Below are 20811 nucleotides of genomic sequence, written 5' to 3' on the forward strand. Positions count from 1 at the left end.
AATGGCGTTGTGAAATACCAGGGCGAGGCTCGTCAGGAGGAACTCGCGACCGGAGAGCGCTCGACGCGCAACCGGGTCGCGCGCTCCATCCTGGACCACGGCCCGTCCACCGTCGCCGATCTGGCGAAGCGCCTCGGGCTGACCCAGGCCGCCGTCCGCCGCCATCTCGACGCCCTCGTCTCCGACGGTGTCGTCGAAGCCCGCGAACAGCGGGTGTACGGGGCGCGGACCCGCGGCCGTCCGGCCAAGGTGTTCGCACTGACCGACTGTGGCCGGGACGCCTTCGACCAGTCGTACGACAAGCTTGCCGCCGACGCTCTTCGCTGGATCGCCGAGACCGCGGGCGACGAAGCAGTCGTCGCCTTCGTCCGCGCCAGGGCCGCCGCCCAGTCGGTGGCCTACCGCAAGACGATCGACGCGGCGGACCCCGAGAAGCGCACAGAGGCGCTGGCCAAGGCCTTGTCGGCCGACGGGTACGCTGCTACGGCGCGAAGCGCGCCGGGCCCTCAGCAGGGCGAGCAGCTGTGCCAGCACCACTGCCCGGTCGCACATGTCGCCGAGCAGTTCCCGCAGCTGTGCGAGGCGGAGACGGAGATCTTCTCCAGCCTGCTCGGGACCCATGTGCAGCGTCTGGCCACCATCGCTCACGGCGACGGGGTGTGCACGACGTTCGTACCGCGCGGCGGACCCGCAACCGCACAGACCACCACATCAGCATCTGCAAACACGGCCGGGAGGAACCCCGCATGACGCTCCCCACGGAGACTGCCCACCCTGAGCTCGAGGGTCTGGGTACGTACGAATTCGGCTGGGCCGACTCCGACGCGGCAGGCGCGGCGGCCAAGCGCGGCCTCTCCGAGGCTGTCGTACGCGACATCTCGGCCAAGAAGAACGAGCCCGAGTGGATGCTGAAGCTCCGCCTCAAGGGCTTGCGTCTGTTCGACAAGAAGCCCATGCCGAACTGGGGCTCGGACCTGTCGGGCATCGACTTCGACAACATCAAGTACTTCGTGCGGTCCACCGAGAAGCAGGCGGAGTCCTGGGAGGACCTGCCCGAGGACATCAAGAACACGTACGACAAGCTCGGTATCCCGGAGGCGGAGAAGCAGCGCCTGGTCGCCGGTGTCGCCGCGCAGTACGAGTCCGAGGTCGTCTACCACCAGATCCGTGAGGACCTGGAGGAGCAGGGCGTCATCTTCCTCGACACGGACACCGCGCTGAAGGAGCACCCGGAGCTCTTCAAGGAGTACTTCGGCACCGTCATCCCGGTCGGCGACAACAAGTTCGCCTCGCTGAACTCGGCCGTGTGGTCCGGTGGCTCGTTCATCTACGTGCCGAAGGGTGTCCGCGTCGACATCCCGCTGCAGGCCTACTTCCGTATCAACACGGAGAACATGGGCCAGTTCGAGCGGACGCTGATCATCGTCGACGAGGACGCCTACGTCCACTACGTCGAGGGCTGCACCGCGCCGATCTACTCCTCGGACTCGCTGCACTCCGCCGTCGTCGAGATCATCGTGAAGAAGGGCGGCCGCTGCCGCTACACGACGATCCAGAACTGGTCGAACAACGTCTACAACCTGGTCACCAAGCGCGCCGTGGCGTACGAGGGCGCGACCATGGAGTGGGTCGACGGCAACATCGGCTCCAAGGTCACCATGAAGTACCCGGCCGTCTACCTGATGGGCGAGCACGCCAAGGGCGAGACGCTCTCCATCGCCTTCGCGGGCGAGGGCCAGCACCAGGACGCCGGATCCAAGATGGTCCACATGGCGCCGAACACCTCCTCCAACATCGTCTCCAAGTCGGTGGCGCGAGGCGGCGGCCGTACCTCGTACCGCGGTCTGGTCGAGATCGGCGAGGGCGCCGCGGGCTCCAAGTCCAACGTGCTGTGCGACGCGCTCCTGGTCGACACGATCTCCCGCTCCGACACGTACCCGTACGTGGACGTCCGCGAGGACGACGTGTCCATGGGTCACGAGGCCACCGTCTCCAAGGTCTCCGAGGACCAGCTCTTCTACCTGATGAGCCGCGGTCTGACCGAGTTCGAGGCCATGGCCATGATCGTGCGTGGCTTTGTCGAGCCCATCGCGCGCGAGCTGCCCATGGAGTACGCGCTTGAGCTCAACCGGCTGATCGAGCTGCAGATGGAGGGTTCGGTCGGCTAGCACAGCCTGACGACCGAATCCCCCGACTTTTGACAGAGAAAGCGAGCACTACGACAGCCATGGCTGAGGCTCAGAACATTCCGGCGGGGTCCACCACCACCGGGTCCATCGCGGTGGCCGCCGAGTCGACCGTCGCCACGCGCATGAGCGCGCCCCCGTCCTTCGACGTAGCGGACTTCCCGGTGCCGCACGGCCGCGAGGAGGAGTGGCGGTTCACGCCGCTGGAGCGGCTGCGCGGGCTGCACGACGGCACCGCCGTCGCGACCGGTGGCGCCGTCAAGGTCGCGGTGGAGGCCCCCGAGGGCGTCACCATCGAGACCGTCGGCCGTGACGACGCCCGGCTCGGCCGGGCCGGCACCCCGGTGGACCGCGTCGCCGCCCAGGCGTACTCGTCCTTCGAGCAGGCCTCGGTCATCACGGTCGCCAAGGAGGCCGTGCTCACCGAGCCGATCCGGATCGCCGTGCACGGCGAGGGCGGTGTGGCCTACGCCCACCAGGTCGTCGAGCTGGGAGCCTTCGCCGAGGCCGTCGTCGTCATCGACCACACCGGTGACGCGGTCGTCGCCGGCAACGTCGAGTACGTCCTCGGTGACGGCGCGAAGCTCACCGTCGTCTCCGTCCAGGACTGGGACGACACCGCCGTCCACGCTGCTCAGCACAACGCGCTGATCGGCCGGGACGCCACCTTCAAGTCGATCGTCGTCACCTTCGGCGGCGACCTGGTCCGGCTCCACCCGCGGGTCGCCTACGCGGGCACCGGCGGCGAGGCCGAGCTCTTCGGTCTGTACTTCACCGACAAGGGCCAGCACCAGGAGCACCGCCTCCTGGTCGACCACAACACCCCGCACTGCAAGTCCAACGCCGTCTACAAGGGCGCGCTGCAGGGCCAGGACGCGCACGCCGTATGGATCGGTGACGTGCTCATCCAGGCCAAGGCCGAGGGCACCGACACGTACGAGATGAACCGCAACCTGGTTCTCACGGACGGTGCGCGGGTCGACTCCGTGCCGAACCTGGAGATCGAGACCGGCGAGATCGTCGGCGCCGGTCACGCCTCCGCCACCGGCCGCTTCGACGACGAGCAGCTCTTCTACCTGATGTCCCGCGGCATCCCGGCCGAGGACGCCCGCCGACTCGTCGTGCGCGGCTTCTTCGCCGAGCTCGTCCAGCAGATCGGTCTGCCGGACGTCGAGGCCCGTCTGCTCGACAAGATCGAGGCCGAGCTGAAGGCTTCCGTCTGATGGCCTTCGTCAAAGTCTGTGCGCTGAGCGAGCTGGAGGAGGACACCCCGAAGCGGGTGGAGCTCGACGGTACGCCGGTCTCCCTGGTCCGCACCGAGGGCGAGGTGTTCGCGATCAACGACATCTGCTCGCACGCGAACGTCTCACTGTCCGAGGGAGAGGTCGAGGACTGCATGATCGAGTGCTGGCTGCACGGCTCCAGCTTCGACCTGCGCACCGGTAAGCCGTCCGGCCTTCCCGCGACGCGCCCCGTCCCCGTATACCCCGTCAAGATCGAAGGGGACGATGTGCTCGTCTCCGTCACCCAGGAGTCCTGAGTCACCCATGGCAACGCTTGAAATCCGCGACCTGCACGTCTCCGTCGAGGCCGACAACGCCACGAAGGAGATCCTCAAGGGCGTCGACCTGATCGTGAAGCAGGGCGAGACCCACGCCATCATGGGCCCCAACGGGTCCGGCAAGTCGACCCTCGCGTACTCCCTCGCAGGTCACCCCAAGTACACGATCACCAGCGGCACGGTGACCCTGGACGGCGAGGACGTCCTGGCGATGACCGTCGACGAGCGCGCCCGCGCCGGCCTCTTCCTGGCCATGCAGTACCCGGTCGAGATCCCCGGTGTCTCGGTCTCCAACTTCCTGCGTACCTCCGCCACCGCCGTCCGCGGCGAGGCGCCCAAGCTGCGTACCTGGGTGAAGGAGGTCAAGGAGACGATGGCCGACCTCCAGATGGACCCGGCGTTCGCCGAGCGCAACGTCAACGAGGGCTTCTCCGGCGGTGAGAAGAAGCGCCACGAGATCCTTCAGCTGGAGCTCCTCAAGCCGAAGGTCGCGATCCTCGACGAGACCGACTCCGGCCTGGACGTCGACGCCCTGCGCGTCGTCTCCGAGGGCGTCAACCGGGTCCGCGAGACCGGCGAGGTCGGCACGCTGCTGATCACGCACTACACGCGGATCCTCCGTTACATCAAGCCCGACTTCGTGCACGTCTTCGCCAACGGCCGTATCGCCGAGTCCGGCGGCGCCGAGCTCGCCGACAAGCTGGAGAACGAGGGCTACGAGGCATATGTGAAGGGTGGCGCTTCCGCGTGACACAGCTGCCGGGCCTCCTCGACACCGAGGCGATCCGCAAGGACTTCCCCCTGCTGGATCGTACGGTCCACGACGGGAAGAAGATCGTTTACCTGGACAGCGCGGCGACTTCGCAGAAGCCGCGCCAGGTGCTCGACGCTCTCAACGAGTACTACGAGCGGCACAACGCCAACGTCCACCGAGGTGTGTACACGATCGCGGAGGAGGCCACGGCGCTGTACGAAGGCGCCCGTGACAAGGTCGCCGCGTTCATCAACGCGCCGAGCCGCAACGAGGTGATCTTCACCAAGAACGCCTCGGAGTCGCTCAACCTGGTGGCGAACATGCTCGGCTGGGCCGACGAGCCCTACCGGGTGGACCACGAGACCGAGATCGTCATCACGGAGATGGAGCACCACTCCAACATCGTGCCGTGGCAGCTGCTCTCGCAGCGCACCGGCGCGAAGCTGAAGTGGTTCGGCATCACCGACGACGGCCGCCTCGACCTGTCCAACATTGACGAGATCATCACGGAGAAGACGAAGATCGTCTCCTTCACGCTGGTCTCCAACATCATGGGCACGATCAACCCGGTCGAGAAGATCATCCGCCGCGCCCAGCAGGTCGGCGCGCTGGTCTGCATCGACGCGTCGCAGGCCGCCCCGCACATGGTGCTCGACGTGCAGGCGCTGCAGGCCGACTTCGTGGCCTTCACCGGTCACAAGATGGTCGGCCCGACCGGCATCGGTGTGCTCTGGGGCCGCCACGAGCTGCTGGAGGACCTGCCGCCGTTCCTCGGTGGTGGCGAGATGATCGAGACCGTGTCGATGCACTCGTCGACATACGCCCCGGCGCCGCACAAGTTCGAGGCGGGTACGCCCCCGATCGCGCAGGCCGTCGGCCTCGGCGCGGCCGTGGACTACCTCTCGGCGATCGGCATGGACAAGATCTTCCAGCACGAGCACGCGATCACCGAGTACGCGGTGAAGCGTCTCCTGGAGGTCCCGGACCTCAAGATCATCGGTCCGGCCACCGCGGAGGACCGCGGCGCCACGATCTCGTTCACGCTCGGCGACATCCACCCGCACGACGTGGGCCAGGTCCTCGACGAGCAGGGCATCGCGGTCCGGGTCGGACACCACTGCGCACGGCCGGTCTGCCTGCGGTACGGAATTCCTGCGACGACGCGAGCGTCGTTCTATCTGTACTCCACGCCTGCCGAGGTCGACGCCCTGGTGGACGGTCTGGAGCACGTACGGAACTTCTTCGGCTGAGGGTTGACTGGTGAAGCTTGATTCGATGTACCAGGAAGTGATCCTGGACCACTACAAGCACCCCCACGGGCGCGGCCTGCGGGACGGCGACGCCGAGGTGCACCACGTCAACCCGACGTGCGGCGACGAGATCACGCTCCGGGTGAAGTACGACGGCGAGACCATCGCCGACGTGTCGTACGAGGGTCAGGGCTGTTCCATCAGCCAGGCCTCCGCCTCCGTGCTGAACGATCTGCTGGTCGGCAAGGAGCTGGGCGAGGCGCAGAAGATCCAGGAGGCCTTCCTGGAGCTGATGCAGTCGAAGGGCCAGCTGGAGCCGGACGACGCGATGGAGGAGGTGCTGGAGGACGCGGTCGCGTTCGCCGGTGTCTCGAAGTACCCGGCCCGGGTCAAGTGCGCGCTGCTGAGCTGGATGGCGTGGAAGGATGCGACGGCGCAGGCGCTGTCCGAAGGGAAGACGGCATGAGCGACAACGAGACTCTCACCACCAAGCCGGCCTCCGAGGAGGAGGTCCGCGAGGCCCTGTACGACGTCGTCGACCCCGAACTGGGCATCGACGTCGTCAACCTGGGCCTGATCTACGGTATCCACATCGACGACGCCAACATCGCCACCCTCGACATGACGCTGACGTCCGCGGCCTGCCCGCTGACCGATGTCATCGAGGACCAGGCGAAGTCCGCGACCGACGGCATCGTCAGTGAGCTGCGGATCAACTGGGTCTGGATGCCGCCGTGGGGCCCGGACAAGATCACGGACGACGGGCGCGAGCAGCTGCGTGCGCTCGGCTTCAACGTCTGAGCCATGTGCATGGCCGAACGGCCCCCGGCTTCCGCCGGGGGCCGTTCGGCGTTGTTCGTCTGCGGGACGCACAGTGTGTGTCCGCCGTTGGCGCGGGAACCGGAGCCTACTCCTCGACATCACGCCGACGAGAGGCACGCTGTGCTGCATCAGCTTTCGCTCCGGAACCGTCGGGCGGCCACCGCCGCGGCCGGCGTTCTTGCGCTGGCCACCGTGGGGCTCAACACCCCTGCGGACGCCGCGACTTACGGGACTCCGACGATCACTCTGTCGGCCGCCTACCTCTCCGGCGCCGTCGGAGCGACCGGCGACCCCGTGGTCACCGTCACCGTCGCGCAGAGCGGCGCAGATGTCACCGCGCTCGGTGTGGCGGCGTCCGCCAGTTCCAAGTCGTCCGTCGCCGGAACCGGTGATGTGACCGTGACGGGGACCGGCGCCACCCGGCAACTCGCGGTCGCCGCGCACGCGCGGGGCTACACGGACCTCACGATCAAGGTCACCGGGCTCGGCGGCAAGACCGCCACCAAGACGCTGCACTACGCCGCGTCCGCCGCTGTGCAGAACTCGGCCGACACGCGCTACCTCACCGGGTCCTCCGACGCCTCGGCCGCCGTCGATGTCGGGGGCGGTTATGCGGTGGTGGCCGACGACGAGTCCAACACGCTGCGGCTGTACAGCCGTTCGGCATCCGGTGCGCCTGTGAGGAGCTGGGACGTCGGCTCGGCGCTCGGGGCGGACAAGGAGATCGACATCGAGGGCGCGACCCGCGTCGGGAACACCATCTACTGGACCGGTTCGCTCGGCAACAACAAGGACGGCGAGTACAAGTCCGACCGCAACACCGTCTTCACCACGACGGTGACCGGGTCGGGCGCCGCCACCCAGCTGACGGTCGGCGGCTCGTACAAGAAGCTCCGGGACGACCTCGTCGCCTGGGACAAGGCGAACGGCAACCGGTACGGCTTCGCCGCGGGTACGGGGAGCGGTCAAGTGCCCAAGCAGATCGACGGGTTCAACATCGAGGGCCTGGAGTTCGCGCCCAGCTCGACCACCACCGCGTACCTCGGCTTCCGGGCGCCGCTCGTACCGCCGAGCGAGGGCGGCAAGGCGCTGATCGTGCCCGTCACCAACTTCGACAAGGTGGCCGGGAGCGGGGCGAAGGCGGTCATCGGCACGCCGATCGAGCTGGACCTCGGCGGGCTCAGCATCCGGGACATCCGGAAGAACGCCGCCGACCAGTACCTGATCGTGGCCGGTTCCTGGGCGGCCGATGACAACTCCGACCCGTACGCCCTCTACTCGTGGGACGGCGTCGCCGGACGCGCGCCGGTCAAGCGGGCCGATCTGCCGACCGCCGACCCGGGCGGCTGGGAGGCCGTCGTCGACGTGCCGGACCTGACGGCGCCGGGTGCGCGGGCGCAGCTGATCACGGACGCCGGCTCTGCCGATCTGTACGGGGACGGCACGGAGGCGAAGGACCTCGACCACGCCGAGTGGAAGAAGTCCCGTTCCGTCTGGTTCACCGTCAACAGCTGACGAACGGGCGCGACTTCGCGTTTCGTCATGGCGAACGGCCATGACCACCGGGCAGACCCGCGGTCTTGGCCGTTTCCTTTTACTCCATCGTCGTCGACGCCCACGATCTGCCGTCGCAGGCCCGGTTCTGGTGCCGGGTGCTCGACTGGAAGGTGCTCTTCGAAGCCGACGACGAAATCGTCATCGGCGCCGACAAGGACGCCGTGCCCGGCATCACTTTCGTCCCCGTACCGGAGGAGAAGGCGGTCAAGAACCGGCTCCACATCGATCTCGCCCCCGACGACCAGGCCGTGGAGGCTGCGCGGATCATCGGCCTCGGGGCCACCCGGCTGGACGTCGGCCAGCGCGCCGATGCGAGCTAGGTGGTGCTGGCGGACCCCGAGGGGAACGAATTCTGCGTGCTGAGCCCGAAGAACTCGCTCATCGACTGAGAGCCGCCTGCACCGGAACCCGGGTCGGGCCCGTGTGCACGGGCCCGACCCGTGCTCACGGGCCGAACTGCGGGGGTACGGCAGCGGCTTCGGCGAGCACCGGCCCCAGATTCTCGTTGCGCATCCGGCGGTCCACATACAGCAGCCCGGTCACCAGCTGCGGGAACGTCGCCGAGACGAGCTGGCCGACCAGCTGGCCCAGCAGTGATACCACCAGGTAGCCGCTCATGGCGACAATGACCGCTGTCGGATTCGGGTCGGAGCCCAGGCTCTCCATGCCGATCATGCCGGGGAACATGCCGAGGATCGAGAACGGCAGCTGGATGATGTAGCTCGCCACGGCCGCCATGACCATGGCCAGCAGCGAGATGCCGAAGATGCGCCACCAGTCACCACGCACCAGCTGCGACGAGCGGCGCAGCGCGGCGATCGGGCGCTGCCCCTCGAAGACCGCGGCCGCGGGGGCCAGCGAGAACTTCACCCAGAGCCAGATCGCCAACGGGGCGGTGGCCAGGACCCCCAGGATGCCCACCGCGATCGCCACCCCGCTGCCGGATCCGCTGTCCAGGGTGATGAAGGCGATCGTCATGGCGATGAAGGCGACCATCATGAGCACCATCGGGATCACCGCGACCAGGGAGGTCAGGAGCACCGTGCCGATCACGGCCGGGACCCGCGCCCAGGCCCGGCGCCAGATGATGCCGAAGGTGGTCGGCCGGCCCAGAACCGCGTCCTGCAGAACCGCCGGAACCGTCGCGTACATCATCGCCGTGGCGGTCATCAGCACCAGGACGGCCACCAGCCAGACGGCGCCGAAGGCGATCACCAGCGGCACGATGTCCTCCGTGCTGGGGCTCTCCTCCGAGGAGAGCGCGATGACCCGGTGCAGAGGGTCACTGACCGCGGAGTACGCGATCGCGACCGCCGCCCCGACCACGACCAGCGCCCCGCCGTACACGGCCGCGCCCACGCCGAACAGCTGCTTCCAGTAGCGGCCCATCGTGGAGAAGGCCCCACCGAGTATGTCCCCGAGGTTGAGGGGCCGGAGCGGTATCACCCCGGGCTTCGGCGGCGGCATCCAGCCGCCGCCCCATCCCGGTGGCCCGGGAGGCCCCCCGTACGGCGCTCCTCCGTACGGTGTGCCGCCCCCGGGCACACCGCCGCCCCACCCTGCGTCCTGCGCCACTGCTGCTCCGTTGTCTGTTGTCGTTGCTCTGTGCCGGTCGGGACACCGTAGCGGTCCGGGCCCGGGAGCGGATCCCGGCCGGCGGCACCGGCCGCTGCGGGCCAGGGGCTCCGGGTCCGGCCAACCGTTGTGTACAGATGTACGCAACGATGCGTACACTCGTACATATGGGATACGGACTGCTGGCCGCAGCCATCGCGGCGGAGGTGGCCGGTACCACGGCCATGAAGTACAGCGAGGGTTTCACCCGGCTGTGGCCCTCGCTCATCACCGTCGTCGGCTATCTGCTGGCCTTCTCGCTGCTCGCACAGACCCTGAAGACACTCTCCATGGGTACCGCGTACGCCATCTGGGCCGGGATCGGCACGGCCGCGGTCGCCACCATAGGGGTCCTGTTCATGGGCGAGTCCGGCAACCCGGTCAAGGTGGCGGGCATCGCCCTGGTCATCGCCGGTGTGGTGGTGCTGAACCTGGGCGGAGCCCACTGATGGCCCGCCGTTACGACCCCGAGCGCCGCGGCCGCATCATCGACGCGGCGATCCGGGTGGTGGGCGCAAAGGGCATCGCGGGGCTCAGTCATCGCTCCGTCGCCGCCGAGGCCGATGTGCCGCTGGGCTCGACGACGTATCACTTCGCCTCGCTCGACGAGCTGCTGATCGCCGCACTGCGCCGGTCGAACGAGAACTTCGCCCGCGCCATGCGGGAGAGCGAGGCGCTCCTCGCGCCGGACGCGGACCTCGCCGAGGAGATGGCCCGGCTGCTGGGGGAGTGGTTCTCCGGCGGGCGCGGGCGACCGGAGCTGGAGTACGAGCTGTATCTTGCGGCGCTGCGCCGGCCCGCGCTGCGGCCCGTCGCCGCCGAGTGGACGGACGGCACCGCGGAACTGCTCGCGGGACGCACCGAGCCGGCCACCGCGCGGGCGTTGATCGCGCTGATGGACGGGATCTGTCTGCAGGTCCTGCTGACAGGCGGGACGTACGACGCGGCGTACGCGCGGGAGATGCTGGCCCGGATCATCGGCTGACCCGGCGGCCAGGGCAGGGCAGGGCAGGTCAGGTCCGGGCCGGGCGTCGCCGCATCGCTCATCGGCCGACCGGGGCGACCGGCCGGTTCAGCCGCCGACCGCCGTCAGTGCCGCCCGCACGCTCGCCTCGATGTCCGTGATCGGATACAGCGCCTCGCGGACTGTCCGGTCCCGGTCCACCACCAGCGTCAGCCGCTTCAGCCGGCTGACCCCCGCGACCCGGAACGTCGGCAGGCGCAGCGCTGCCGCCAGCTCCAGCTCCGCGTCGGACAGCAGCGAGAAGCGCAGTCCTTCCGCGTCCGCGAACGCCCGCTGCTCGTCCTGGCGTTGGGTGGAGACTCCGTGCACGCTCGCCCCCGCCGCCGTGAACTCGGCCAACTGGTCGCGGTACGTACAGGATTCGAGGGTGCAGCCGCGCGCGCCCGGGATCTCCGCCCAGCCGGGCGGATAGGCGTCCCGACGGGCGTACGCGCCCGGAAAGCAGTACAGGACGGTGTACGGGGTGTCGGCGACCGGGTCGCTCAACACACCGTAGCTGTCGAGCAGTTGCAGCTCGGGCAGGCGCGTGCCCACCAAGGCGTGCACCCGCGCCGCCTCCCGGGACGCCTCCGTCGTCGTCGCCATCGTCTCTCCGTCTCCCGTCACCCAGGTGTCGCCCCAGTCCTGGAGCGCGATCAGCACAGGCAGCAGCGCCCGGCCGCGCGGGGTGAGCCGGTACTCGTACCGGGCCGGGCGGTCCTGGTACGGCTCCCGGGTCAGTACGCCCGCGTCGACCAGCAGGCGCAGCCGCTCGGTGAGCACCTTGCGGGACATGCCCAGCTCCTGCTGGAGCGCGTCGAAGCGGGTCACCCCGCGCGCTGTGTCCCGCACGATCAGCAGGGTCCACCAGTCGCCGACGACATCGAGGGCCTGGGCGATCGCGCAGTCGGCGTCGGCCAGGCTGGTGCGCTGCGGCATTGCTTCGTCTTCTTCCGTTCTCTTCCCCGGGTCGGCCATGGCTGGATTGACCCGCGGAAAGCATGCTGCCATAGTCCGTTCCCAAGGGGAACTCACTGGGGGGTGCTGCGGATGGGGATGCTGCGGAACGTGCCGCGGACGGTGCGGATGTTGGCCTTCGGCGCCTTCCTCAACGGAGTCGTCAGCTTCACCTTCATCTATCTCTTCGTCTATCTGACCGGACCGCGCGAACTGACCGTCCCGCAGGCCGGAGTGATCGCGGGCATCGGCGGGGTCGGCCTGGTCGCCGGGAACTTCACCGGCGGCTGGTTCGGCGACCACTACGGCCACCGCCGGATGCTCCTCGCCGGCGCGCTGGTGAGCGGTGCGGCGCTCGTCACCCTGCCGGTCCTGCCGGTCGCGGCGATGTACGGGGTGCTGCCGCTCGCGCAGTACGCGGCCGGCGTCGTACGCGCCGCCAACTCCGCACTCGTCGCCGTCTCCGTGCCCGAGGGCGGCCGACGCCAGAGCTTCGCCGTGATGCGTGCCGGCGGCAACGCGGGCTTCACCGTCGGCCCACCGCTCGGCGCGCTGGTCGCCGCCCACTTCTCGTACGACTGCCTGTTCGTCGTCGACGGCCTGGGGACGCTGCTCTTCGCCGTGTACGCATCGAAGGTGCTCCCGGCGCGCGGCACCGTACACACCCGGCCGGTCCACAACCCCGACGCGCCCGGGCTCCGGCGGGAGCTGCGGGCCAGGCCGGCGGTGCCGGTGCTGCTCGCCGCGATCCTCTGCGTGGACCTCGTCTACCGGCAGCAGTACTCGACCCTGCCGGTCTTCCTCGCCGATCACGGCCGCAGCACCCAGTTCTACGGCTGGCTGCTCGCCATCAACGGCGGCGTCATCCTCTGCCTCGAACTCCCCGTGACGCACGCGCTGCGCCGACGGGCGCCGCTGCGCATCGTCGGCGCCGGTCTGTTGCTGGTGGGGCTGGGGTTCGCGGCGCTGATCCCGGGGGCGGGGGTGCTGTTCGCCGTCACCATGATGGCGTCGGTGACCGCGGGCGAGATCCTCTACAAGACCACCGCCACGGCGTACGTCGCCGACCAGGCGCCCGCCCATGCGCAGGGCCGCTTCCAGAGTCTGTACGCGGGCGCCTCCATCAGCGGGCAGGTGCTGGCGCCACCGCTCGGCGGCGCGCTCTACGCCACCGCGCCGCAGCTGCTCTGGCCGGCCTGTGCGTTGCTGGCGGGCGGCGCGGGCTTCGCGGTGCTGGCGGCGCGGCGGCTGAGAGGGCCCGGGCCGGGAACCGCGCGGGGGCCGGTGCGCGACGCGCCTGCCGGGCAGGCGCCACCCGTACGGCAGGCACAGTCCGGGTGAGCGGATCGTGCCAGGCCGGCGGGGGCTGCGCGGTGACCGTCCGGCGAGACCGGTTGGCTCCGGCGGGGCCTCGCCGGTTAGGTTTCGTGTCATGACCGACACGACTTCTCGCACCACCGGCGCCGTCGCCGCCGGCCTCGCCACCATCGCCGGCGACGGTTCCGTTCTCGACACCTGGTACCCCGCCCCCGCGCTCACCGCCGAGCCCGGCCCGGCCGGAACCGAGCGGCTCACCCCCGACCTCGCCGTGAACCTGCTCGGTGAGGGTGCGGCCAAGGCCATCGGCGTGGACGCCCGTCGCGGTGTCGAGATCGTCGCCGTCCGTACGGTCATCGCCTCGCTCGACGACAAGCCGCTCGATGCGCACGACGCGTACCTGCGCCTGCACCTCCTCTCGCACCGCCTCGTCCAGCCGCACGGCCAGAACCTGGACGGCGTCTTCGGCCTCCTCACCAACGTCGCCTGGACGTCGCTGGGTCCGGTCGCCGTCGACGACCTGGAGCACGTGCGGCTGAACGCCCGCGCCGACGGCCTGCACCTCCAGGTCACCTCGGTCGACAAATTCCCCCGGATGACGGACTACGTCGCACCGAAGGGTGTCCGGATCGCCGACGCCGACCGGGTCAGGCTCGGCGCGCACCTCGCCGCCGGTACGACCGTCATGCACGAGGGCTTCGTCAACTTCAACGCCGGGACCCTCGGCACGTCGATGGTCGAGGGCCGTATCTCCGCGGGCGTCGTCGTCGGCAACGGCTCCGACATCGGTGGCGGCGCCTCCACGATGGGCACCCTCTCCGGCGGCGGCAAGGAGCGCATCGTCATCGGCGAGCGCTGCCTGATCGGCGCCGAGGCCGGCGTCGGGATCGCGCTCGGTGACGAGTGCGTCGTCGAGGCCGGTCTGTACGTCACCGCCGGTACGCGCATCACGCTGCCGGACGGCCAGATCGTCAAGGCGCGCGAGCTCTCCGGCGCCTCGAACATCCTCTTCCGCCGCAACTCGGTCACCGGCGCCGTCGAGGCCCGCCCGAACAACGCGGTGTGGGACGGTCTGAACGACGTCCTGCACAACCACAACTAGCCTGTAGCGGCGAGGAGTTCCTCGTACGCCCTGCGCAGCCCGTCGGTCGCCTCGCGCCCGGCGGGCTGCAGCGGTTCCCGGACCGGGCCCGCGTCGAGCAGTGCCTTGGCCGTCACGGTGCCGGGCAGACCCGACGCCATCATCAGTTCGGCCAGCGGCACGGTCAGCAGATTGAGCCGGGCGGCCTCCGCGGTGTCCCCGGCGTCGAACGCGTCGAGAACCGCCCGCAGTTGGCGGGGCGCCACATTGGCGACCGTGCTGACATAGCCTGCCGCACCCACCGCGTACAGCGGCAGGTTGAGCTCCTCACAGCCCGAGTAGTACGCGAGCGAGGTCGCGCCGATCACCTTTGTCGAGCCGAGCAGGTCGTACGCGCAGTCCTTCACCGCCACGATGCGCGGGTGCCCGGCCAGCCGCAGCAGGGTCGCCGGCTCGATCCGGGTGCCGGTGCGGCCGGGGATGTCGTACAGCATCAGCGGAATGCCGGTGGCGTCGGCGACGCGCCCGAAGTGCGCCTCGACGGCGGCCTGCGGGGGTCTGCTGTAGTACGGCGTCACGACCAACAGCCCGTCCGCGCCCGCCTGTTCGGCCTGTTGCGCCAGCTGCACGGTGTGCCGGGTGTCCGCACTGCCGACCCCCGCGACGAGCGGTACGCCGTCGCCGACGGCTTCCCGGACCGCGCGCAGCAGTGCGGTCTTCTCGGCGTCGGTGGTGGTCGGGGACTCGCCGGTGGTCCCGCTGAGCACCAGGCCGTCGCAGCCGTCGGCGACGAGGTCGGCGGCATGCTTCCCGGCCGCGTCCAGGTCCAGGTCGCCGTCGGCGGTGAACGGAGTGACCATGGCGCAGAGGGCGCGGCCGAAGGGGGCTACGGATGCTGTCATGTCCGAAGTGTCGGACGGCCGGACCGTAAAGGTCTACTTAGTTCTTCTTGGGGTGAAGAGGAAGGAACGCTGAACAATGGTCATTGGAGCCCGGCCCGCGCTCTGGCATGATCGAACACCTATGCGACAGGCCGATACGGGGGCGGGTGCATGAGCATGCGGGAAACGGCGAGTACGGGGAACGGGACGCGAAGAGTGGCGGCCGTGTGCACGGCCGGGGCGTTGGCCCTGTCGCTGTCGGGATGCGCCGGATTCCTCGTTCCGGCGGGCGAGGGGGAGCCGGGGCCGACGCCGAGCGTCTCGCACACACCCGGCCGGGTGCACGCGGAGAAGCTGCGGCCCGGTGATCTGTCCAGCACCCCGCCCGCCACCGGGGACGTGCCCAGCCCCGCCCCACCGCCGAGCGCTGCCGCCCGGGCCGACTGCCCGTCCTCCGGCCTCGTCGTGGACATGGGCGAGGTGCAGGCGGCGCTGGGCCACCGGGCCGTGGGGCTCACCCTCACCAACTGCGGCAGCAAGCCGTACCGGGTCGACGGCTACCCGTCAGTCCGGGTCCTGGACGACGAAGGCGAACCGCTGCCGGTCAAGGTGAACCCGGGCTCCTCCTACATGGGAACCGACCCGGGTCCGAAAGAGGTCATGCTGAAGCCGGGGCAGACTCTGCACTCGCTGCTCGCGTGGGTCTCCACCGCGACCGGCGGCGACCTCATCGAGGGCGACGCGCTGGAGATCGCACCGGCCCCGGGGCTGGAAGCGCGCGCGTTCCCGCTGAAGGGGAGCGACGTACGGCTGCTCGACGAGCTGAACATGACCGCCTGGCGCACCGTGTCGCCCCAGTAGCGCCGCCGGGGCGGCTCAGAGGGCGAGCTTGAAACCTTCGTGGCTGCGGTCGAAGCCCAGCGTCTCGTAGAACCGGTGCGCGTCGGCACGCCGCTTGTTGCTGGTCAGCTGCACCAGCGCACACCCCCGCAGCCGGGCCCGGTCGACGGCCTGCTTCATCAGCTCGCGCCCCAGCCCGTCGCCCCGCCGGTCGGCCCTGATCCGCACCGCCTCGATCAGCGCCCGCTCCTCGCCGCGCTTCCCGAGCCCCGGTATGTACGTGGCCTGCAGGCAGCCCAGCACCGTGTCGCCGTCCATCAGCACAAGTATCTCGTTGCGCGGATCGCTCTCGATATCGGCGAAGGCCTTCTCGTACGCATCGTCGACCACGTCCGAGGCCGGGTCGACGACCCGGTTCTCGTCGGCGAGGAGCGCGAGGACGGCGGGCAGGTCGGCGCGGGTGGCGGTACGAAGGATCACGCCCCGGAGTCTGGCACGGGCACCTGAGCGCTCAGCAGCCGGATACGGTGCGGTCGCGCGGCCGGCCTGCGCCGGGCTCCGGTGAAGCCGGTGGTTGACCTCAAGCGTGCTTGACGTATCAGGGTGGGTGTCAGCGGCGCACCGCAGGGGTGCCCCGGTGAGGAGGGCCGTCATGAGCGTGCAGTTCGAGTCCCGTCCCGATGTCGCCCGGGGGGATGTGGGCCTCGTCAAGGCCAGTACCTGGGACGTCGGTACCCCCGCGCGGCAGCGGCAGGCGGTCGAGGCCATCCGTGAGGCGTGGGGCAGCCGGGACTGGCCGCACCAGGGGCTTCTCTCGTACACCGTGCATGCGGGGGACGACGGGAAGACGCTGTTCCACTACTCGCAGTGGAGTGGTGAGGGCGCATATCAGGAGTTCGCCGCGAGCGGACGGGACGCCCGCAACACCGACATCGATGCCGCCGTGCCCGGGATCCGCCGGCTCTGGCTGCACACGTACGAGCTCTACCGCTCCACGGCACCGAGCGAGGACGACACCCCTGAGCCGGGATGCGTCGTGATCGTCGACGTCGAGTTCGACGGGCCGGACAAGGCACGTCAACGGGACTGGGTGGACACCGTGTTCGAGGCGCTCGGTACGGATCCGGCACCTGCCCCCGGCGGTATCTCCGGGCACTTCCATATGAGCGTCGACGGGACCCGCGTACTCAATTACGCGGAATGGTCGAGCGCGCGGGCGCACATCGACGCGCTCACCGCACCCGGCGACGGCGTCGGGTCGAAGACACCGCAGTGGGAGCGGGTGCAGTCGTACCCCGGGGTGATCGGCGGCGGTGTGCACCGCTACTCGCCCGCGCTCAGTCTGCGGGCGGGCGCATAGCCGGCGAGGACCGGGGTCCACGGGCGCAAGTGCGGGGCCCTGTGGACCGGCGGTGGTTCGGGTGGCCGATGTGGGGGGCGGCACGGGCTCCGGGGGAGCGTGGGAAGTGGATGAGGGGGTGCCCGAACGCGTCGATTCCCCCGCTGTGCACGGCAGTTGCCGAGGCCCGGCGGGTGGCCGGCAGCCGTCCGTCCTGGGAACCGAGTGGCATGGGCGAAATGCGTCTACGCTTGGTCGGCCTGGGACCACCGCCCCCTGCGGGTCGGTCCGAGCCCGTACCCCCGTACGTCCGAGGAGAACCACCTGATGTCCGCAGAGCGCCCCACCCTGCCACCGGTACGGCTGCACCCCGAGGCGGAGCTGGCACGGGACGCGCTCGCCGCGCCGCTGCTCGCCCGGGCCGTCCGACTCGCCCGCTGGGCGGGACCCGAGACCCGGGTCGGCGCCGGCGGGGAGCTCGTCGAGGCGCAGCTGCCCGCCGCGGCCGAACACCTCGGGCTGGCGGCGGACGAGGACGGTGCCGCGGAGGCCAGTGAGGCGTGGCGGCTCGCGGTCGACACCGGGCTCCTCGACGTCCACGACCCGGAGGGGGACGACGCCGCAGACGATGCCGAGGGGACCGTCAGCGCGGGCGAGAACCTGGGGCTGCTGACCGGCGGCTCCCCGCAGGACGTCCTCGCGATCTGGCTCGACGGCCTGGAGGCAGTGCACGCCGACGCCACCGCACCCGTCTTCGACGACTTCGCCGATCTCGTCGGCGAGGACGGCTCGATCGACTTCGACGCCCTGGACTGGGACCCGGAGGCGGAAGCCGAATTCCTCGACGGCGTGCTCGGCAACCTGTATCTGCTCACGGTCGGCGACGGCAGCGAGGGCGAGGCACCCGTACCGCTGCCCGCGCTCGCCGCGTCGATGATCGTGCCCGACGACATGGGCGAGCCCACCGACGACATCCTGGAACAGGTGTCGGAGGCGATGATGCGCCTCGACGACCAGTTCCGGCTTCTCGAACCGATCGGGATCGTCGCCTACCGGCCGGTGGACGAGGCGCTGCTCGCCGAGGAGGGCGAGGAGGCCCAGCCGCCCGCCGACGACGAGGACGTCAGCCGGTACGGCATGGTGCGGCTGACCCCCCTCGGCCTGTACGGCATCCGGGCCCGGATGCTGGAGGCCGGCATCGATGCCCCGGCGCTCGGCGATCTCACGGACAAGGGCGCGGACACGCTCCTCGGCGGCATCGCGTACTACCCGGAGGCAGCTGCGCGCAGCGAGGTCGAGCAGTGGCTCGCCCGCCGCGGCGCGGACGGGGCCGCGGGCGAACTGCTGGACGCGGCACGCGGCGCGGACCAGCAGGCCCCGCTGCGCAGGCTGCACTGCCAGCAGGCGCTCGCCCTGGTCGGCGCGGAGGCGGAGCCCGCGGTCCGTGCGGTGCTGGACGACGCGGAGCTGGGCGGCCTCGCCCGGGTCTGGCTCGCCGAGCGCGGCGCGGCGGACGTGCCCCCGCCGCCGGAGTCGATGATCTTCTGGCTCGCCATCGACACGATCGCCGCCCAGCTGGAGGCGGACGGCGATCTGGACGAGCTCCAGGGGCTGGTCGAGGGGCTCTCCGGCCAGCACAGCGGGTTCTTCGACGAGGCGTGGCGGGTGGCGCACCCGGCGACGGCGGACGTCCTGGAGGCGATGGGGCAGCTGCACAGCGACAAGAAGAAGGCGAAGGAAGCACGGAAGGCGGCCTTCAAGGCGCGGTCGCGTTCGGGCGGCTGAGCGGGGCGGCCGGGCCGGACCGTCGGGTCGGGCAGCCGGGCGGAGGCCGGCGGTAGGGACTCTGTGAAGGTTCACAGAAAGGGTGCTGCTTGAAGACGCCTTCAGTTCAACTGCTGTTAGTGCAGGGGCGGGAGCGTGAGCCCGCAAACACCCGTCCCAGCAGCTCCAGGAGTTTCGTGATGCCCTTCACGCGCAGGGAATTCACCAAGCAGTCCGCCCTCACCGGCGCCGGCATCGCCCTGACCGGTACCGTCGCCGCCCTGGCTACCGCGCCTGGTGCCCTCGCCGCGCAGGAGTCCGGCCACGGCCACGACGACCACCACGGTGATGACCACGGACACGGTCACAGCGACGAGCCCGGCTACGGACCGCTGGTCTCCGACCCGAAGGGCATACTCGCGCTGCCCGCCGGATTCTCGTACCGCATCGTCACCCACAGCGGTGTCACCAAGCTGGAATCCGGCGAGTACACCCCCTCCAACCACGACGGCACGGCTGCCTTCGAGGGCCCGCGCGGCGTCACCCTGCTCGTCAACAACCACGAGCTGAGCGGCACCCGGACCGGCTGGGAGCACCCCGTCCCGCTCGCCGAGGGCCTCGTCTACGACCCGATCGCCGCCGGTGGCTGCACCGTCGTCGAGACCCGTCGCGACGGCCGCACCGCCGAGTGGGTCGGCATCGCCGGCACGTCCACCAACTGTGCCGGTGGCGCCACCCCGTGGGGCACCTGGCTCACGTGCGAGGAGACCGAGGACAAGGCCGGCAAGAACGGTCTGCTCAAGGACCACGGCTACGTCTTCGAGGTCGACCCGTACGACGAGCGCGCCAACCGCGACCCGCGCCCGATCAAGGCGTTCGGCCGGTACGCCCACGAGGCTGTCGTCATCGACCCCAAGCTCGGCCACGCCTACCTGACCGAGGACGCGGCCGGCCCCAACGGGCTGCTCTACCGCTGGGTTCCGCCGCACGGCTTCAAGCACGGCCGCGGCAAGCTGCGCACGCTCGCCGACGACGCCGGTGTCCTCCAGGCCACCAAGTGCTTCGACAAGAGCGGCAAGTTCGTCGACGACCTGTCCCGCGCCACGAAGATCGGCACGGTGTACGGCGTGGACTGGGTCGACGTCGTCGACCGCGACGCCAAGACCGTCTCCGTACGCAAGCAGTTCGGCGACCAGGACGTCACCCGCGCCCGCAAGCTCGAAGGCATGTGGTGGGGCGACGGCGGCGTCTACATCGTCTCCTCGTTCGCCCGCGCGGAGAGCCCCGTCCAGCACGACGGCCAGGTCTGGTTCTACGACCCGAAGCGCCGCACGCTGACGCTGAAGGTGCTCCTCGGCGTGAACGCCGACCCGTCGAAGGACGGCGCCTTCGACGGCCCGGACAACATCACCGTCTCGCCGTACGGCGGTCTGGTCATCGCCGAGGACGGCGAGGGCGTCCAGCACCTCTTCGGGGCGACGGAGAGCGGCCGCACGTACCCGATCGCGCGCAACGACCTGAACGCGGGCACGGCCGAGGAGCCGGAGTACAGCGAGTTCACCGGTGTCACCTTCTCGCCCGACGGGAAGACGCTGTTCGCCAACATCCAGACGCCCGGCATCATGCTCGCCATAACCGGCCCGTGGAAGCGCCAGCCGAACGGGCACTGACGCACCCGTCCGGACGCGCGCGGAAAACCCGTCGCGCGTCCGGAGGCCGGTCTTCTAAGGTCCTGTCTGTGCCCAGGTGCGCAGGCAGGACCTACTTCCACTCTTAATGGGGATGTCGCGGGTTCAAGTCCCGCCATCGGCTTTCGAGCCGGTGTAGCTCAGGGGGTAGAGCACCTTCGTCGGTTCCGCCGACTGTGATCTCTGGGTACGTACAG

At 70.0% G+C, this 20811-nt stretch carries 21 protein-coding genes and 1 pseudogene; 18 read left to right on the top strand and 4 right to left on the bottom strand.

Translation table 11 applies throughout. The features are described 5' to 3' along the window. Nucleotides 1-9 precede the first annotated feature (9 nt). The 10 genes and pseudogenes from OHA03_RS23550 (at nucleotide 10) to OHA03_RS23595 (ending at nucleotide 8519) form a co-directional block, all read left to right on the top strand. Nucleotides 10-750 carry a metalloregulator ArsR/SmtB family transcription factor gene (locus OHA03_RS23550; protein ID WP_267005778.1) on the top strand — a complete coding sequence of 247 codons (741 nt, stop codon included), beginning with the start codon at nucleotides 10-12 and terminating at the stop codon, nucleotides 748-750. Beyond that, on the top strand, nucleotides 747-2168 hold the full coding sequence (sufB, locus tag OHA03_RS23555; protein ID WP_267005779.1) for a Fe-S cluster assembly protein SufB: 1422 nt from the start codon (nucleotides 747-749) through the stop codon (nucleotides 2166-2168). The genes OHA03_RS23550 and sufB overlap by 4 nt, the downstream gene beginning before the upstream one ends. Before the next feature lie 59 nt (nucleotides 2169-2227). After that, nucleotides 2228-3409 carry a Fe-S cluster assembly protein SufD gene (sufD, locus tag OHA03_RS23560; protein ID WP_267005780.1) on the top strand — a complete coding sequence of 394 codons (1182 nt, stop codon included), beginning with the start codon at nucleotides 2228-2230 and terminating at the stop codon, nucleotides 3407-3409. After that, entirely contained in the window at nucleotides 3409-3726 is a 318-nt protein-coding gene (locus OHA03_RS23565; protein WP_030919832.1) for a bifunctional 3-phenylpropionate/cinnamic acid dioxygenase ferredoxin subunit, read from the top strand. The genes sufD and OHA03_RS23565 overlap by 1 nt, the downstream gene beginning before the upstream one ends. Before the next feature lie 7 nt (nucleotides 3727-3733). Further along, the gene (gene sufC, locus OHA03_RS23570; protein ID WP_030919835.1) at nucleotides 3734-4498 is read left to right on the top strand and encodes a Fe-S cluster assembly ATPase SufC; all 765 of its coding nucleotides are present in this window, start codon (nucleotides 3734-3736) and stop codon (nucleotides 4496-4498) included. Continuing rightward, nucleotides 4495-5751 carry a cysteine desulfurase gene (locus OHA03_RS23575; RefSeq protein ID WP_267005781.1) on the top strand — a complete coding sequence of 419 codons (1257 nt, stop codon included), beginning with the start codon at nucleotides 4495-4497 and terminating at the stop codon, nucleotides 5749-5751. The genes sufC and OHA03_RS23575 overlap by 4 nt, the downstream gene beginning before the upstream one ends. A 10-nt stretch (nucleotides 5752-5761) precedes the next feature. After that, a complete protein-coding gene (gene sufU, locus OHA03_RS23580; RefSeq protein WP_267005782.1) occupies nucleotides 5762-6217 on the top strand; it encodes a Fe-S cluster assembly sulfur transfer protein SufU in 456 nt (151 codons plus the stop codon). Then, on the top strand, nucleotides 6214-6552 hold the full coding sequence (locus OHA03_RS23585) for a metal-sulfur cluster assembly factor (RefSeq protein ID WP_030974666.1): 339 nt from the start codon (nucleotides 6214-6216) through the stop codon (nucleotides 6550-6552). The genes sufU and OHA03_RS23585 overlap by 4 nt, the downstream gene beginning before the upstream one ends. A 141-nt stretch (nucleotides 6553-6693) precedes the next feature. After that, nucleotides 6694-8088, top strand: coding sequence for a DUF3616 domain-containing protein (locus OHA03_RS23590; RefSeq protein ID WP_267005783.1), 1395 nt, complete (start codon nucleotides 6694-6696; stop codon nucleotides 8086-8088). A gap of 65 nt (nucleotides 8089-8153) precedes the next feature. Beyond that, nucleotides 8154-8519, top strand: a pseudogene (locus OHA03_RS23595) (VOC family protein). A gap of 55 nt (nucleotides 8520-8574) precedes the next feature. Here OHA03_RS23595 and OHA03_RS23600 read toward each other — a convergent pair. Then, nucleotides 8575-9597: a hypothetical protein gene (locus tag OHA03_RS23600; protein WP_267005784.1), complete on the bottom strand. Its 1023-nt coding sequence runs from the start codon at nucleotides 9595-9597 to the stop codon at nucleotides 8575-8577. Between the two features lie 275 nt (nucleotides 9598-9872). Between OHA03_RS23600 and OHA03_RS23605 the strand changes: the two genes are divergently transcribed. Further along, entirely contained in the window at nucleotides 9873-10193 is a 321-nt protein-coding gene (locus OHA03_RS23605; protein WP_267005785.1) for a multidrug efflux SMR transporter, read from the top strand. Beyond that, nucleotides 10193-10729, top strand: a complete 537-nt coding sequence (locus tag OHA03_RS23610; protein ID WP_267005786.1) for a TetR/AcrR family transcriptional regulator — start codon at nucleotides 10193-10195, stop codon at nucleotides 10727-10729. Before OHA03_RS23605 ends, OHA03_RS23610 begins: the two co-directional genes overlap by 1 nt. An 87-nt stretch (nucleotides 10730-10816) precedes the next feature. Here the strand turns inward: OHA03_RS23610 and OHA03_RS23615 are convergent, their stop codons facing one another. Continuing rightward, the gene (locus OHA03_RS23615) at nucleotides 10817-11686 is read right to left on the bottom strand and encodes a winged helix-turn-helix transcriptional regulator (RefSeq protein WP_267005787.1); all 870 of its coding nucleotides are present in this window, start codon (nucleotides 11684-11686) and stop codon (nucleotides 10817-10819) included. Nucleotides 11687-11797: 111 nt separating this feature from the next. Between OHA03_RS23615 and OHA03_RS23620 the strand changes: the two genes are divergently transcribed. Both OHA03_RS23620 and dapD read left to right on the top strand, forming a co-directional pair. Beyond that, entirely contained in the window at nucleotides 11798-13045 is a 1248-nt protein-coding gene (locus OHA03_RS23620) for an MFS transporter (protein WP_267005788.1), read from the top strand. A gap of 91 nt (nucleotides 13046-13136) precedes the next feature. Continuing rightward, nucleotides 13137-14123: a 2,3,4,5-tetrahydropyridine-2,6-dicarboxylate N-succinyltransferase gene (gene dapD, locus OHA03_RS23625; protein ID WP_267005789.1), complete on the top strand. Its 987-nt coding sequence runs from the start codon at nucleotides 13137-13139 to the stop codon at nucleotides 14121-14123. On the opposite strand, the gene dapA is transcribed toward dapD, so the two are convergent. Beyond that, on the bottom strand, nucleotides 14120-15004 hold the full coding sequence (gene dapA / locus OHA03_RS23630; protein ID WP_267005790.1) for a 4-hydroxy-tetrahydrodipicolinate synthase: 885 nt from the start codon (nucleotides 15002-15004) through the stop codon (nucleotides 14120-14122). The genes dapD and dapA overlap by 4 nt on opposite strands. A gap of 204 nt (nucleotides 15005-15208) precedes the next feature. Between dapA and OHA03_RS23635 the strand changes: the two genes are divergently transcribed. Next, on the top strand, nucleotides 15209-15844 hold the full coding sequence (locus OHA03_RS23635) for a DUF4232 domain-containing protein (RefSeq protein ID WP_323181245.1): 636 nt from the start codon (nucleotides 15209-15211) through the stop codon (nucleotides 15842-15844). A gap of 15 nt (nucleotides 15845-15859) precedes the next feature. Here OHA03_RS23635 and OHA03_RS23640 read toward each other — a convergent pair whose 3' ends face one another. Next, nucleotides 15860-16303, bottom strand: coding sequence for a GNAT family N-acetyltransferase (locus OHA03_RS23640; RefSeq protein WP_267005791.1), 444 nt, complete (start codon nucleotides 16301-16303; stop codon nucleotides 15860-15862). A gap of 172 nt (nucleotides 16304-16475) precedes the next feature. Between OHA03_RS23640 and OHA03_RS23645 the strand changes: the two genes are divergently transcribed. The 3 genes from OHA03_RS23645 (at nucleotide 16476) to OHA03_RS23655 (ending at nucleotide 20596) form a co-directional block, all read left to right on the top strand. Further along, on the top strand, nucleotides 16476-17183 hold the full coding sequence (locus tag OHA03_RS23645) for an antibiotic biosynthesis monooxygenase (RefSeq protein ID WP_267005792.1): 708 nt from the start codon (nucleotides 16476-16478) through the stop codon (nucleotides 17181-17183). Nucleotides 17184-17489: 306 nt separating this feature from the next. Further along, entirely contained in the window at nucleotides 17490-18947 is a 1458-nt protein-coding gene (locus OHA03_RS23650; RefSeq protein WP_267005793.1) for a hypothetical protein, read from the top strand. Nucleotides 18948-19126: 179 nt separating this feature from the next. Next, a complete protein-coding gene (locus OHA03_RS23655; protein ID WP_267005794.1) occupies nucleotides 19127-20596 on the top strand; it encodes an alkaline phosphatase PhoX in 1470 nt (489 codons plus the stop codon). Nucleotides 20597-20811: the final 215 nt, after the last annotated feature.

This window comes from Streptomyces sp. NBC_00154, from assembly GCF_026342835.1.
In the GTDB taxonomy this organism is placed as follows: domain Bacteria; phylum Actinomycetota; class Actinomycetes; order Streptomycetales; family Streptomycetaceae; genus Streptomyces.

Bases quoted from the DNA above. Each gene is read 5' to 3' on its own strand.
- OHA03_RS23650 (WP_267005793.1), top strand. From the start codon at position 17,490: ATGTCCGCAGAGCGCCCCACCCTGCCACCGGTACGGCTGCACCCCGAG.
- OHA03_RS23620 (WP_267005788.1), top strand. From the start codon at position 11,798: ATGGGGATGCTGCGGAACGTGCCGCGGACGGTGCGGATGTTGGCCTTC.
- OHA03_RS23645 (WP_267005792.1), top strand. From the start codon at position 16,476: ATGAGCGTGCAGTTCGAGTCCCGTCCCGATGTCGCCCGGGGGGATGTG.
- dapD (WP_267005789.1), top strand. From the start codon at position 13,137: ATGACCGACACGACTTCTCGCACCACCGGCGCCGTCGCCGCCGGCCTC.
- OHA03_RS23585 (WP_030974666.1), top strand. From the start codon at position 6,214: ATGAGCGACAACGAGACTCTCACCACCAAGCCGGCCTCCGAGGAGGAG.
- OHA03_RS23565 (WP_030919832.1), top strand. From the start codon at position 3,409: ATGGCCTTCGTCAAAGTCTGTGCGCTGAGCGAGCTGGAGGAGGACACC.
- OHA03_RS23655 (WP_267005794.1), top strand. From the start codon at position 19,127: ATGCCCTTCACGCGCAGGGAATTCACCAAGCAGTCCGCCCTCACCGGC.
- OHA03_RS23615 (WP_267005787.1), bottom strand. From the start codon at position 11,686: ATGCCGCAGCGCACCAGCCTGGCCGACGCCGACTGCGCGATCGCCCAG.
- OHA03_RS23600 (WP_267005784.1), bottom strand. From the start codon at position 9,597: ATGCCGCCGCCGAAGCCCGGGGTGATACCGCTCCGGCCCCTCAACCTC.
- OHA03_RS23605 (WP_267005785.1), top strand. From the start codon at position 9,873: ATGGGATACGGACTGCTGGCCGCAGCCATCGCGGCGGAGGTGGCCGGT.
- sufC (WP_030919835.1), top strand. From the start codon at position 3,734: ATGGCAACGCTTGAAATCCGCGACCTGCACGTCTCCGTCGAGGCCGAC.
- sufD (WP_267005780.1), top strand. From the start codon at position 2,228: ATGGCTGAGGCTCAGAACATTCCGGCGGGGTCCACCACCACCGGGTCC.
- OHA03_RS23610 (WP_267005786.1), top strand. From the start codon at position 10,193: ATGGCCCGCCGTTACGACCCCGAGCGCCGCGGCCGCATCATCGACGCG.
- sufB (WP_267005779.1), top strand. From the start codon at position 747: ATGACGCTCCCCACGGAGACTGCCCACCCTGAGCTCGAGGGTCTGGGT.
- dapA (WP_267005790.1), bottom strand. From the start codon at position 15,004: ATGACAGCATCCGTAGCCCCCTTCGGCCGCGCCCTCTGCGCCATGGTC.